The sequence below is a fragment of the Rhodococcus spongiicola genome, assembly GCF_004011835.1.
GTDB classification, from domain to species: domain Bacteria; phylum Actinomycetota; class Actinomycetes; order Mycobacteriales; family Mycobacteriaceae; genus Prescottella; species Prescottella spongiicola.
The window spans coordinates 511,260-524,174 of record NZ_RKLN01000001.1 but is presented as its reverse complement, the minus strand read 5'-3'; the positions used below and the strand labels follow the sequence as shown (position 1 = coordinate 524,174).

The following is a 12,915-nucleotide window of genomic DNA, read 5'->3' as shown; positions in this document are numbered from 1 at the left end:
AGGACGAGGTACCACATGCGCTCGGTTGAGGAGCAGCAATCGCGAGTGACAGCCGCCGCGGTGGCGCCCCGGCCAGTCCGGGTTGCGATCTCCGAGGCCCAAGGATTGTTGTGCGCCGAAGAAGTGGTGACCGAAAGGCCGCTGCCCGGCTTCGACCAAGCCGCCATCGACGGCTACGCGGTGCGCAGCGTCGACGTCCTCGCCGCGGGCACGGACATCCGCGGCGAGGATGGTGAGCCCACCGAACTGACCCTCCCGGTTGTCGGGGAGGTGGCGGCAGGATCGCGGCGGCCGATCCGGTTGCAGCCGCGTCAGGCCGTGCGGGTCAACACGGGCGCTCCACTGCCGACACTGGCGGATGCGGTGCTCCCGATGGACCGCACCGACGGCGGGCACGCCCGTATCAAGGTCTACAAGCCGGTCCGTTCCGGCGACTACGTGCGCCGTGCCGGCGACGATGTTCAGCCCGGCGACGTCGCGGTGCGGGCGGGCACGATCATCGGCGCGGCTCAGGTGGGACTGCTCGCTGCCGTCGGCCGCGACAAGGTGCTGGTGCATCCACGTCCGCGCCTGTCGGTCATCTCGGTCGGAGGTGAACTCGTCGACATCCACCGGACACCGGGACCGGGCCAGGTGTACGACGTCAATTCCTACGCGCTCGCTGCCGCGGCTCGCGACGCCGGAGCCGACGTCAACCGGGTCGGCATCGCGATGATGGACCCCCGGCATCTTCGGGAGGTCGTCGAGGGCCAGTTGATTCGCTCGGAGATCGTGGTGATCGCAGGTGCCGTCGGTGGAGGAGCCTCCGACGAGGTCCGCGAAGCACTGTCCGACCTCGGCGATCTGACGGTCGACCGCGTGGCCATGCATCCGGGGTCGGTTCAGGGATTCGGTCAGCTCGGCCGCGACGAGGTGCCCACCTTCCTGTTGCCGTCGAACCCGGTGAGCGCGCTCGTGGTGTTCGAGGTCATGGTGCGACCGATCATCCGGATCGCGCTGGGTCGTCGTCACCCGATGCGGAGGATTGTCACCGCTCGCGCGGTGGCTCCGATCACCTCCATCGCGAACCGGAAAGGATTCCTGCGTGGCCAGCTCATGCGGGACGAAGAGACGGGGGAGTACCTCGTCCAGGCGCTCGGCGGGGCACCTGGCGCCTCGTCGCACCTGCTGGCGACCTTGGCCGAGGCCAATTGTCTGGTTCACTTGGAGCCGGAGGTAACCGAGATTCGCGCCGGAGAAGAGGTTGAAGTCGCCTTCCTTGCACAACGGGGCTGAGCGGAAAGTGTCCGTTCATCCGGGTTGGCCGGCCAGGGTCGGCCCACTGCGGGTCCGCGCCGGCCGAGTGACCCTGCGTCCCATTCGGTTACGGGACGCCGCCGTATGGAGCAGGTTGCGCATCGAGAATCGTGAGGACCTCGAGCCGTGGGAACCGACCGGGCAGGCCTCATGGGCCGACCGGCACCACGTCACGGCGTGGCCGGGGCTGTGCTCGAGCCTGCGAGCGGAGGCACGCCGGGGCCGGATGCTGCCGATGGTCATCGACGTCGACGGCTCCTTCCGTGGCCAGATCACGGTCGGCAACATTGTCCGCGGAGCGTTGTTCTCGGCGTGGATCGGCTACTGGGTGGACAAGTCGGTGAGTGGCCACGGGGTCGCGACGGCGGCGCTCGCCCTCGGCCTGGACCACTGCTTCGGTCCGATGGGTCTGCACCGGGTCGAGGCCACCGTGCGGCCTGAGAACCTCGCGAGCCGCGCCGTCCTGCAACACGTCGGCTTCCGCGAGGAGGGACTGTTGCGGCGATACCTCGACGTCGACGGCCAATGGCGAGATCACTTGCTGGTGGCGATGACTGTCGAGGAGGTCCCCGGGTCGGTTTCCGATCGATTGGTGCGCGCCGGACGCGCCAGCTGGGCGTAGTCCCGGGCGCGGAACGGCCCCGCCGGGTTCGCTTCCGGCGGGGCCGTTGGGCCGTGTCACACGATGACCGTCAGACGATGATTGCTTCTCCGTAGCTCATGAGGACGTCGTCAGAGAGGTCGGTGGTCGAGGTGAACAGTGCGTACGAGCGCACCGACACCAACCCGACTGCGCCGTCGAGATCGAGGTGGATGTCACGAAGGGTGATCGCGCACTGCGTGTACACGCACTCCTTCTGCTGTACCGCGACCGTCGCGATCTCGCCGGGGAGGACCTCCAAGGCGATCGCGCCTTCGATCGGGGTCTCGACGGCGAACTCGACCGCCACGTTGTCGAATGGGTTGAAGTCGATGCTCCCGAAGTCGATGGCGACGGCCGCGGCCGGTACGACTCCCGCACCGGCTTCGAGAATGGCACCTGCGAAGTCCACCTGGTAGCCGATCTGGTAGCCGACCTCGAGCACGCCGCCGGTCAATGGGGCGCTGCCCTGACCGGTGACGGTCGCGATGGCTCGCTGGCTGGCGAACATGTCCCGCGACGTGGCGACACCCGACAGCGGGGGAACGCTGTTGATGGATTGTCCTAGCTGTGCGAGGTTGAGTGTCCAGCCGTCCAGGGTTTCGAGTGAGTTGAAACTGTCCGGCTGATAGGTGATCCCGGCGCCTGCGGTGCCGACGGAGACCGTCAGCATGAGCGCCGCGGCCCCCGCGATGACGGCGGTGCCGGATTTGGTGAGCCTACGGCGGAGAGAAGACCGGTGATTCACGCGCATTGGAATTCCTTGTCTTGAGTTTCGGCCGACAGGCGTCGGCCTAGGCCATAGTCGGGACGGCTGCCGAGCGGCTTTCGTCGGGTTCAGTATCCATTCTTTGTCACAGCTTCGTATGATTTCAGCTACGTGTTGTCGCTAATTCGATCAAGGAACCGGCACGTTTTCGAACGCAACTGTCCGATACCTCCCCCTCGTGTGCTTTATCCGGTTTGCCGTATCGGAGACCCGGGGTCGACCCACCGGATCTCGAGCCCGCAATCTCGTTTCGACGAATGATAAGTCAGTGATGGGTGTGGTTTCTGCGAAATCTGAGTCGGCGCGCCTGCGGCAACGGGTGGCTGGATGCCACTACTGTGAGCAGGGTCTTGGCATCATCAGTGCTGGTCGACGAATGGGAGGAGGTCGCCGGTATGCCGAGTTCTTCGATCATCTGGATCGCGCTGGTCGCCGTCTGGCTGTTCGTCCTGGTTCCGATGCTCGTCAACAAGCGACCTCGAATCCGTCAGACGACGGATGCGGCGCTCGCCACCCGGGTGCTGTTTCACGGGGGCCGCGAGCGCCTGGCACGCGGTCCGGCCGTCGGACATCGCAGCGATCCGAATTGGCACTACGAACCCACCGATCACGATGGTGACGACATGTACGCGACACACGCGGAGGACGGAATGGACGTTCACGCCGATTCCGAGTTGATGGATTCCGAGTTGATGGATTCCGAGATGATGAACGACGACTACGAGCGCGACACAGCGCGGGATTTCGTGCCGAGCCGGCGCGGTCGCGGAGGATTCGACCCTGAGGCCGACGCGATCGCGAGCGCGGCGCGGTACCAGTTTCGGCAGCGCGCAGTCCTCGGACTCATGTTCGCAGCGATTCTCACGGCAGCGCTGGCGATGGCTGTCAGCGCCGTAATGTGGTGGGCCTTTGCGGCCTTCAGCTGCAGTCTCGTCGGCTACCTGGGCTACTTGCGCCGTCAGGTCAATCTGGAGCAGGAGATCCGCCGCCGCCGTTCAGCACGCCTGGTCCGCTCCCGACTCGGGGTGGAATCGGACTCCGATGAGGAATTGCGCCTTGTGCCGTCCCGACTGCGTCGTCCCGGCGCCGTGGTGCTCGAGGTCGACGACGAAGATCCGGTCTTCGACCACCTCGAGCATTTCGAGGGGGCTGACGAGTACGAGGAGTATGACGTCTACGACGAATACGGCGACGCGATGCGGCGTGCGTCCGGCATGTGATCCGGTCGCCGCAACGACATAGCCCCGTTTGCTGTGGCGGCCTTGGCCATTACGGTGACGGCTATTACGGTGACGCGGCATTCCGCTCCCGGCCGGCGTGCGTAGCCTGAGCAGGTGATTCGTCGTCCGCCGTCGTGTCCTGTTAGAGTTTGCGAGCGGTCAGCGCTAGTGGGGCCGCAGCTCGGGGCTGTGGCGCAGTTGGTAGCGCGCTTCGTTCGCATCGAAGAGGTCAGGGGTTCGATTCCCCTCAGCTCCACTGGAAAAGAGGCCCCCTCCGGTAGGAGGGGGCCTCTTTGCGTGTTTCGTAGCATCTTTCGCGCGCTGTGGAGTGTATCCGCGCTTCCCCTGTTCAGGTCGATGCGTCTGGTGGAATCTCGGGGAGGCCCTCCGCTGCTCGCAACTTCTCCGCGAGCGTGGTCAGCAGGGACTGTGATTCCTCGGACAGGTCGAATGCGCGGGTCGTGAGCCTGCGCAGCGCGTAGCCCTGCAGCTGTGACAGGAGTTCGAGGTCGTGGTCGACCTTCGCGGCGTAGATGTCGTTGAAGAAGTACGCCGGCTTCACCTTGAAGAACTTCGCGAAGGCCGCGACCGTCTCGTCGGAGGGGTTGCTCCGCTGTCCCGAACGCAATTGCGAGATGTACGGCTTCGAAATCTTGTGGCCATCCGCGATGAGCGCATTCGCCACCTCCGCGTTCGTGTGTGGCTTCCGTCCCGGGGGATGGACGCTCTCGAAGAGCCTGTTGAGCCGCTCAGCGAAGTCAGACATCGCGACGATAGTAACACCGCAGATAGCCATAGGGTAGCTCGAGAATGGTGATTGATCGATTGTTCGATCCGCCAATGCCTCACTCCGCCCGCGACGGTGCAACAGCCCTTTGAAAGCTCAATAGCCTTGCGATAGCTCGACAGGCTCTGGGGTGTGGCGACGACCGCGTGGCGAGTCGGAGGTCTGGAAAATGGAGGTGTCCGTAAGGGAAAATTGGATCCATGGACCGCAGAATGAGCGACAACGAATTGCGCAGGGCGATTCGCGTGCTTCGTGAGCGGGCGGATGAAGCCCGCAGCCACGGGCGTCCCGAGGACGCGGAGGGAATCGAAAAGACCATCCGCGACTATCAGGACGAAATGACACACCGCCTCTGAAGCTTCCGCTCTTCGTCTTGGATCGGTGCCGAAGATCGCCCGGCACCGGCCGCGGCACGTACACTGCCGGGCACGGATCGAAACCGATCGACGAAGGCGGGGGGAACAGCACGCGATGGCGATCAAAACGCTCGACGGTAGGAAGTGTCTGGTCACGGGGGCTGCCAGCGGTATCGGGCGCGCCACCGCGCTCGCTGCGGCCGCCCAGGGTGCGGAACTGTTCCTAACCGACGTCAACGAGGTAGGCCTGGCGGAGACGGTCGCGGCAGTCGGCCACGCGGGCGGCACGGTGAGTTTCTCGCGCGCGTTCGATATCTCCGACTTCGACGCGGTCACCGCCTTCGCGGACACGATCCACGAGCAGTTCGGCAGCCTCGACGTCGTGATGAACGTCGCTGGGATCTCCGCGTGGGGCACCGTCGAGAATCTCGAGCATCGCCACTGGAAGTCGATGGTTGATGTGAATCTGATGGGGCCGATCCATATCATCGAACGATTCGTGCCTCCGATGATCGCGGCTGGACGGGGCGGTCATCTGGTCAATGTCTCGTCGGCGGCGGGCCTTCTAGCGCTGCCATGGCATGCCGCATACAGCGCCAGCAAGTTCGGATTGAGGGGTGTGTCCGAGGTGCTGCGCTTCGACCTCAAGCGACACGGCATCGGTGTGAGCCTCGTCGTTCCCGGAGGGGTTCGTACGCCCCTTGTGGGCACGGTCGAGATCGCGGGCGTGGACCGCTCCGATCCACGGATCATGAAGCTCACCGGTCTGTTCGAGAAGCGAGCCGTCACGCCCGAGCGGGTGGCCGATTGCATCCTCGCCGGCATAGAGAAGAACCGCTTCATGGTGTACACGTCGACGGACATCCGCTTCGGGTATTGGTGGGCCCGAAAGTTCGCGCCCCCGTACGAGTTCGTGATGCAGAAGGCCAACGACCAGTTCAGTAAGCTGCTGTAGTCACCGGGGCTTGCCACCGGTCCCAGGGACCGCGTCGGGCGACGAAACGACAATTACGACAACACTTCTCGCGAACGGGGCTTCCGCACCTGAACCGGCTCGAGTGGGTTCATTCAAGCTCGACATCGAGGTCTCGGGCGCCCGGTCCTTCCTCTCCCAGTTCGTCGTGCGGATTCGCCAGCGCGCAATTCGGGAGGGAGAGACATCCGCACCCGATGCAGTTGGTCAGATCGTCACGCAGTCGCGTGAGCTGTTCTATCCGGCGGTTGAGGTCGGAGTGCCAGTGGTCGGACAGGCGGGCCCAGTCGTTGCGGGTAGGCGTGTGGCCGTCGGGCAAGATCGCGAGCGCGTCGCGTATCTCCGCGAGCGGGATACCGACACGCTGTGACACCCGGATGAACGCGACTCTGCGCAGCACGTCGCGCTTGTACCGACGCTGGTTGCCGCTCGTCCGACGGCTCGAGATCAGGCCCTCACGCTCGTAGAACAGCAGCGCCGAGACCGCCACTCCGCTGCGGTCGGACAGCTGTGCCGGGGTGAGCTCTTTGGCGTTCCAATCCTGCATGTCCACGGCGTCGGGCCTCCCAGTGCCGATAGCCCCGACGATAGTCGAGGATTGTGGGGTGCCGAGAGTCGTGTGCGGGACTACCGTTTAGCCATGAGCGCGCGAGAGCGACCCGCGTTGGGCGTCGATACCGAAGTGGGAACGCTGCGGGCGGTGCTGCTGCATCGCCCCGGCGACGAGCTCAAACGCCTCACGCCCCGCAACAATGATCAACTTCTGTTCGACGGACTGCCCTGGGTTGATCGCGCCCAGGACGAGCACGACGCCTTCGCCGACGTGCTGCGCGGCCATGGCGTTGAGGTGCTGCTACTAGCCGACCTGCTCACCGAAACCCTGACGACGAGCGGGGCGGCGCGCATGCAGGGTATCGCGGCTGCAGTGGACCCACGCAAGCTCGGACACGCGCTGGCCGAGGACCTGGCTGCCCACCTGCGAGGTGTACCCGCCGTCGAATTGTCCGCGATCCTCACCGCCGGCATGACGTTCGACGAGTTGCCGATCGGCACTGGCGCTGCGACGCCCTCGTTGGTTCGTCTGATGCATCACGGTGCCGACTTCGTCATCGACCCCCTGCCCAATCTGCTCTTCACGCGGGACTCGTCGTTCTGGGTCGGTGGCCGGTTCGCGATCACCTCGCTTGCACTCGCGGCGCGGGTGCGGGAGGCGTCGTTGACCGATCTGATCTACGCGCACCATCCGCGATTTCGCGGAGTGCGGCGCGCATACGAATCGCACACCGCACCGGTTGAGGGCGGAGACGTGTTGCTGCTGGCACCCGGCGTGATTGCAGTGGGAGTTGGGGAACGTACCACGCCGGCAGGTGCGGAAGCGTTGGCACGCAGTGTGTTCGAGGACGGGCTCGCGCACACCGTGCTTGCGGTACCGATCGAGCAGACCCGAGCGTCGATGCACCTCGACACGGTGCTGACCATGGTCGACTCCGACACTGTGGTGATGTATCCGGTAGTGCGGGATACATTGTCGGCGTACACAATTAGATACAAGGACGGGCTGGTCGCCATCGGTGGGCCGGAGCCGTTCCTCGAGGCCGCCGCGGTCGCGATGGGCATCGACAAGCTTCGGGTGATCGACACGGGGCTCGATCATGTTGTCGCCGAACGTGAGCAGTGGGACGACGGGAACAACACCCTCGCCCTGGCGCCCGGTGTCGTTGTGGCGTACGAGCGAAACGCCGAGACGAATGCCCGGATGGAGGCGTCCGACATCGAAGTGGTACGGATAGCGGGGTCCGAACTGGGGTCAGGCCGGGGCGGACCAAGGTGCATGGCGTGCCCACTCGCTCGCGATCCGTTGGGCTGACTACCGATCTAGAGGATCTCGCGCACCTTCTCGTAGGGGCGCGCCAGGACGGTGCCACGATCGGTTACGACGATCGGCCGCTCGATGAGGATCGGGTGGTCGACCATCGCTTCGAGCAGTTCGTCTTCCGTAGCCGTCGCCAGCCCGAGTTCTTTGTACAGTGCTTCCTTCTTGCGGATGGCCTCGCTCGGGCGCAGGCCGGCGTCGTCGAGGAGTTTGCGCAGGCCGTCTCGGGAGGGCGGCGTGTCGAGGTACTTGACGACGGTCGCCGTGACGCCGGCTTCCTCGATGAGCTTCAGCGTGTTCCGCGACGTGCTGCAGCGGGGGTTGTGGTAGATCGTCGCGGTCTTCGCGGTGCCCGTCTTCGTGGTGTCCGTCTTCGTGTTGTCGCCTGTGCCTGCCATGCAGCCATTGTCCACGGGACAATGGGCAGTGAGCGCGTGCACCATGTCGAACCCGACCCAAGGAGTCCACCATGACCGATCGACGGATCGTCATCGCAGGCGGCCACGGCAAGATCGCCCGGCACCTGATCAAGTTGCTCACCGCCTCGGGAGACCGAGCAGTGGCGCTGATCCGAAATCCCGAACACGAGGGTCCAGTGCGTGCGCTCGGGGCATATCCGGCGATCGTGGACCTCGAGAACGCCACCGTCGACGAGGTCGCGGAATTGATGCGCGGTGCCGATGCCGTGGTTTTTGCCGCTGGCGCCGGACCGGGCAGCGGTTCCGCTCGCAAGGACACGGTCGATCGTGGCGCGGCGGTGCTGACCGCGGAGGCCGCCGAGCGTGCCGGGGTGCGGCGCTACGTGCAGGTCAGCTCCTTCGGTGCCGGGGAGACCGTCCCGGAGGGCATCGACGAGGTGTTCGCCGCTTATCTTCAGGCGAAGACGGCGGCCGAGGAGGACCTGCGCCGACGCGACGGCTTGGACTGGACGATCCTGCGTCCGGGTGGTCTCACCGACGAGGATCCGACCGATGAGGTGACGCTCACCGAGCCACCGCTCGAGCGTGGGACCGTGTCACGGGCCGACGTCGCCGCGGTCGTCGCGGCCCTCCTCGGGTCGGGACAGGACAGCCACCCGCCCGTGGCGGTGGGCCGTACGTTGATGCTGACCGAAGGCACGACGCCAGTCCACGACGCCGTGGCCGCGTTACCGTGAATCCATGCGTTCTAACGGCGGCTGCGACGAAAGGGGTGTCCGTGGAGATCGAGATCGACCACGACTCGGGTGTACCGCCGTTCGAGCAGTTGCGGGTGCGCATCCTCGAACTCGTCCGAAGTGAAGAGCTGGTCGCGGGGACGAAGATCCCCACCGTGCGCAAATTGGCCGCCGACCTGGGCATCGCGCCCAACACGGTGGCCCGAACGTATCGAGAACTCGAGCAACTCGGGGTGATCGAGACACGAGGGCGGCTCGGGTCCTTCGTCGCCACGTGCGGCGATCCGACGCGGGCGAAGGCGCAGCAGGCGGCTACGGAGTACGTTGCAGCGGTACGTCGGATGGGGATTTCCGACGAGGACGCGGCGACCTTTGTCCTGACCGCACTCAAGGGGCCCTGAATCTCGAATCGAAGCGGACTCTCGAATCGAAGCGGACTCTCGAGTCGAAGGGGAATCCGCGGGTCGAATCAGAATCCGCGGGTCGAATCAGTAGGTTCAGTCCGTAGGTCTCGAGCGGACAGCTGCTCCGCGTGTCCATTCTCATCCGGAGGACTCTCATGAACTCGGCAACGTTCCGCGACGTTACCCTGCTTCTCGGCCGAATCGGAATCGGTGTCATCTTCATCGCTCACGGTTGGCAGAAGTTCTTCGACTTGGGCATCAGCGGCACTCAGGCCATGTTCACGGACATGAGCGTCCCACTCGCCGACATCGCCGCGATCATTGCCGCGACATTCGAGTTGGTCGGCGGAGTGGCACTGCTGATCGGATTCGCGGCCCGTATCGCCGGCGTCCTGTTGTTTCTGGTCATGCTGGGAGCGTTCTGGTTCGTTCACGTCGGAAACGGCATCTTCGTCGTCGACGGCGGCTATGAGTTGGTGCTTGCGCTGGGCGCCGGGTCGCTGATGATCGCCGGAGTGGGAGCCGGTCGTTTCAGCGTCGATGCATTCGCCGGCAAGAACTCCCGCATCCTTTCCCCCTCATGATCTATGCCCCGTCGTGATTGGGGGCCCGCCACGATCGAGGCGCAGGTTGGTACCGACCGTCAACGCCAGCTCGGCAGCCACAGCTGCCATTGCCATATCTCCGGGGTGATCGGCAAGGCCGTGAGGATCGGGAACAGCCACACGAAATTCGCGACCGCGAGCCCCAGGTACAAGCAGACGGCGAGCAGTCCGGTGCCCCGTCGCTCGGGTGAGGCACTCGCGCTGCCGAGGATCTCGCCGAGGATGAGCGCGATCGCCATCACGAAGAACGGAGCAAGTGGGACCGCGTAGAAGTAGTACATCTGCCGGTCCAGTGTCGCGAACCAAGGCAGGAGCGCGGCGGCGTAGCCGGTGAGCACCGTCGCGTACCGCCAATCGCGGCTGATGAACGTGCGCCAGAGCCCCCACGCGAGCACCGGCACCGCCAGCCACCACATCGCGGGCGTGCCGATCAGCATCACTGCCTTGACGCAGTCTGATCCGCCACATCCGGACACGTGGTCGCCTTCGGCGAAGTAGTACAGCATCGGGCGCAGACCCATCGGCCACGTCCACGGTTTCGACTCCCACGGGTGGTGGTTGCCCGCCGAATTCGTCAGGCCCGAATGGAACTCGAGTACCTTCCCGCTGTAGTACCACAGCGACCGCAGGGCGTCCGGTACGAACGCGAACGATCCGCCGGTACCGATCTGGTTGCCGACCGCATGCCGGTCCACACCGGTTTCGCTCGCGAACCACGGGCCGTAGGTCGCCAGGTAGACGGCGAGGGGTACGAGCACCAGCGCGTACAAGGACGGGCCGATGTCCCGGACGGCGGTCCCCACCCATGCTCGGCGAACCCCGTACGCGCGGCGCGCGGCGATGTCGAAGCCGACACACATCAGTCCGAAGAAGGCGATGAAGTACAGGCCGGACCACTTGGTGCCGCACGCAAGTCCGAGCATGATGCCCGCGCCGAACCGCCACCACCGCACGCCGAGGCGAGGACCGAAGGCCGAGACGGCGATTCGGCCCTCTGAGTGGACCCTGGCCATTCGCTCCCGTACCTGATCGCGATCGACGACAAGGCAGCCGAGCGCTGCGACGGCGAACAGTGCCAGGAAGATGTCGAGCATCCCGAGCCGCGACGAGACGAACGTGACGCCGTCGACGATCAGAAGAAGGCCGGCGACCGCGCCGATCAGAGTCGATCGACTCAGGCGCCGGACGATCCGGACCACCAGCAGCACCAGGATCGTCCCGGCGAGAGCCGACGCGAAGCGCCAGCCCCATGCGTTGTAGCCGAAGAGTGCCTCGCCGATCGCGATCAACTGCTTGCCGACCGGGGGATGCACCACCAGCCCATAGGCCGGGTTGTCCTCGAGCCCGCCACCGGTGAGGACTTGCCAGGCCTGTGGTGCGTAGTGCTTCTCGTCGAAGACGGGCGTTCCGCCGTCGGTCGGGTAGTTGAGCATCGCGAACCGCGTGATCGCGGCGAGAGCCGTCACCACCAAGGTGACTATCCAGCCGCGCATGCGGTCGGTGGGCCCGAAGTCGGGGGTGGGTGCGAGCGGTGCCGGACTGACCAAATGAGCGCTGCCGGACGACGGCACGGGGCGCTCGTCCGTCAGTTGGGTCACGTGTCGATCGTAGGCTGTCACCCATGGCTGGTCGTCTCATCCTCGCCGCGACGCCGATGGGCGACATCGGTGACGCCTCCGATCGGTTGCGCGCCGCGCTCGGATCCGCCGACGTCGTCGCGGCGGAGGACACCCGGCGGACCAAGGCCCTCGCGGCAGCCCTGGGGGTCACTGTTACCGGTCGAGTCGTGAGCTTCTACGACCAAGTCGAGGTCACCCGGTTGCCTGCGCTCGTCGCGGACATCGAACAGGGGCGCACTGTCTTGCTCGTCACCGACGCGGGGATGCCGTCGGTGAGTGATCCCGGCTACCGACTCGTTGCGGCGTGTGTCGGGCGCGACCTTTCGGTGACGTGCTTACCGGGACCGTCCGCGGTCACGACGGCGCTGGCGCTGTCGGGGCTCCCGGTCGAGCGATTCTGTTTCGACGGGTTCCCTCCGCGCAAGAAGGGGCAGCGTCGCGCGTGGCTGGAGACGTTGCGGACCGAGTCGCGAGCATGCGTGTTCTTCGAGGCGCCGCACCGGTTGGCCAGCTGCCTCGCCGACGCAGTGGACGTCCTCGGCGGGGAGCGTCGTGCGGCCGTCTGTCGGGAGCTGACGAAGACCTACGAAGAGGTCCGCCGCGGATCCCTTGCCGAGTTGGCGGACTGGGCGGTCGAAGGTGCCCGCGGCGAGATCACGGTGGTCCTCGAGGGCGCGCGCCCGGCCGCGGTGGCTCCCGAGGATCTGATTGCGGAGGTAGAAGGTCTCGTTGCCGACGGGGTCCGACTCAAGGATGCGTGTGCACAGGTAGCAACCAATGGCGTCTCCAAGAGAGAGCTCTACCAGACGGTGCTTGCTGCGCGCCGGGACTGAGCTTGCTGCGCGCCGGGACTGAGGCTGCCGGGCTGTGAGACTGGGGTGCGGCCCTGCCGTCCCCCTGCCGACGTATCCGGATCGGCGGGGCCGCACCCAATAGCAACGTCAGCCCCACGATCGCCACGTGTTCCCGCTGGGGCTACCCCTCGTTTTCTTCAGCCCCGACAGGCAACACGCTCCGGCTCGGGGCCGTTGTGCCTCGACGTCGACTTTGCCTCGTTCGCCCATGGCCCCGAAACCGAAGGGTCCGCACGGGGCGCTATCATCGCTGCTCGCGTGCGGCGAGGAATTTTTCCGCAGCGGAACTAGAGCGGATATCCGCGCCCTCGGGGAGCACGAAATTGGCCGCGGAACTGGGCGCGGAACGGGGGAGCGAGGATC

15 protein-coding genes and 1 tRNA gene are annotated in these 12,915 nt (G+C 65.7%); 11 read left to right on the top strand and 5 right to left on the bottom strand.

All coding sequences use genetic code 11. The annotated features are described in order from the left end of the window. Positions 1–15: 15 nt before the first annotated feature. Together glp and EF834_RS02425 are read left to right on the top strand one after the other, a co-directional pair. A complete protein-coding gene (gene glp / locus EF834_RS02430) occupies positions 16–1,275 on the top strand; it encodes a molybdotransferase-like divisome protein Glp (protein WP_127945422.1) in 1,260 nt (419 codons plus the stop codon). A gap of 7 nt (positions 1,276–1,282) precedes the next feature. After that, positions 1,283–1,918 carry a GNAT family N-acetyltransferase gene (locus EF834_RS02425; protein ID WP_127945420.1) on the top strand — a complete coding sequence of 212 codons (636 nt, stop codon included), beginning with the start codon at positions 1,283–1,285 and terminating at the stop codon, positions 1,916–1,918. Between the two features lie 70 nt (positions 1,919–1,988). On the opposite strand, the gene EF834_RS02420 is transcribed toward EF834_RS02425, so the two are convergent. Beyond that, the gene (locus tag EF834_RS02420) at positions 1,989–2,690 is read right to left on the bottom strand and encodes an MspA family porin (RefSeq protein WP_127945418.1); all 702 of its coding nucleotides are present in this window, start codon (positions 2,688–2,690) and stop codon (positions 1,989–1,991) included. Positions 2,691–3,100: 410 nt separating this feature from the next. On the opposite strand from EF834_RS02420, the gene sepX reads away from it, so the two are divergent. After that, the gene (gene sepX / locus EF834_RS02415; RefSeq protein WP_127945416.1) at positions 3,101–3,925 is read left to right on the top strand and encodes a divisome protein SepX/GlpR; all 825 of its coding nucleotides are present in this window, start codon (positions 3,101–3,103) and stop codon (positions 3,923–3,925) included. A gap of 183 nt (positions 3,926–4,108) precedes the next feature. Next, positions 4,109–4,181, top strand: a tRNA-Ala gene (locus tag EF834_RS02410). A 93-nt stretch (positions 4,182–4,274) separates the two neighbouring features. Here the strand turns inward: EF834_RS02410 and EF834_RS02405 are convergent. Beyond that, positions 4,275–4,691: a helix-turn-helix domain-containing protein gene (locus EF834_RS02405; RefSeq protein ID WP_127945414.1), complete on the bottom strand. Its 417-nt coding sequence runs from the start codon at positions 4,689–4,691 to the stop codon at positions 4,275–4,277. 233 nt (positions 4,692–4,924) lie between these two features. Here EF834_RS02405 and EF834_RS18140 point away from each other — a divergent pair, with 233 nt between their 5' ends. Further along, a complete protein-coding gene (locus EF834_RS18140) occupies positions 4,925–5,068 on the top strand; it encodes a hypothetical protein (protein WP_164874027.1) in 144 nt (47 codons plus the stop codon). A 115-nt stretch (positions 5,069–5,183) separates the two neighbouring features. Beyond that, a complete protein-coding gene (locus tag EF834_RS02400; protein WP_127945412.1) occupies positions 5,184–6,023 on the top strand; it encodes an SDR family oxidoreductase in 840 nt (279 codons plus the stop codon). A gap of 109 nt (positions 6,024–6,132) precedes the next feature. Here EF834_RS02400 and soxR read toward each other — a convergent pair whose 3' ends face one another. Continuing rightward, on the bottom strand, positions 6,133–6,588 hold the full coding sequence (gene soxR, locus EF834_RS02395) for a redox-sensitive transcriptional activator SoxR (RefSeq protein WP_164874068.1): 456 nt from the start codon (positions 6,586–6,588) through the stop codon (positions 6,133–6,135). Positions 6,589–6,681: 93 nt separating this feature from the next. Here soxR and EF834_RS02390 point away from each other — a divergent pair, with 93 nt between their 5' ends. Beyond that, the gene (locus EF834_RS02390; RefSeq protein ID WP_127945408.1) at positions 6,682–7,908 is read left to right on the top strand and encodes an arginine deiminase; all 1,227 of its coding nucleotides are present in this window, start codon (positions 6,682–6,684) and stop codon (positions 7,906–7,908) included. 8 nt (positions 7,909–7,916) lie between these two features. Here the strand turns inward: EF834_RS02390 and arsC are convergent, their stop codons facing one another. Continuing rightward, positions 7,917–8,312, bottom strand: coding sequence for an arsenate reductase (glutaredoxin) (gene arsC, locus EF834_RS02385; RefSeq protein WP_127945406.1), 396 nt, complete (start codon positions 8,310–8,312; stop codon positions 7,917–7,919). Between the two features lie 71 nt (positions 8,313–8,383). On the opposite strand from arsC, the gene EF834_RS02380 reads away from it, so the two are divergent. The 3 genes from EF834_RS02380 (at position 8,384) to EF834_RS02370 (ending at position 10,058) form a co-directional block, all read left to right on the top strand. Continuing rightward, the gene (locus EF834_RS02380) at positions 8,384–9,070 is read left to right on the top strand and encodes an NAD(P)-binding oxidoreductase (RefSeq protein WP_127945404.1); all 687 of its coding nucleotides are present in this window, start codon (positions 8,384–8,386) and stop codon (positions 9,068–9,070) included. A 41-nt stretch (positions 9,071–9,111) separates the two neighbouring features. After that, positions 9,112–9,471 carry a GntR family transcriptional regulator gene (locus tag EF834_RS02375; RefSeq protein ID WP_127945402.1) on the top strand — a complete coding sequence of 120 codons (360 nt, stop codon included), beginning with the start codon at positions 9,112–9,114 and terminating at the stop codon, positions 9,469–9,471. 158 nt (positions 9,472–9,629) lie between these two features. Beyond that, positions 9,630–10,058: a DoxX family protein gene (locus tag EF834_RS02370; protein WP_127945400.1), complete on the top strand. Its 429-nt coding sequence runs from the start codon at positions 9,630–9,632 to the stop codon at positions 10,056–10,058. A gap of 59 nt (positions 10,059–10,117) precedes the next feature. Here the strand turns inward: EF834_RS02370 and EF834_RS02365 are convergent, their stop codons facing one another. After that, positions 10,118–11,626 (bottom strand): dolichyl-phosphate-mannose--protein mannosyltransferase, encoded by a 1,509-nt coding sequence (locus tag EF834_RS02365; RefSeq protein ID WP_127946043.1) that lies wholly within the window; start codon positions 11,624–11,626, stop codon positions 10,118–10,120. A gap of 74 nt (positions 11,627–11,700) precedes the next feature. On the opposite strand from EF834_RS02365, the gene rsmI reads away from it, so the two are divergent. Next, complete coding sequence (rsmI, locus tag EF834_RS02360) at positions 11,701–12,531, top strand: 16S rRNA (cytidine(1402)-2'-O)-methyltransferase (RefSeq protein ID WP_127945398.1); 831 nt, start codon at positions 11,701–11,703, stop codon at positions 12,529–12,531. The last annotated feature ends 384 nt before the right edge of the window (positions 12,532–12,915 follow it).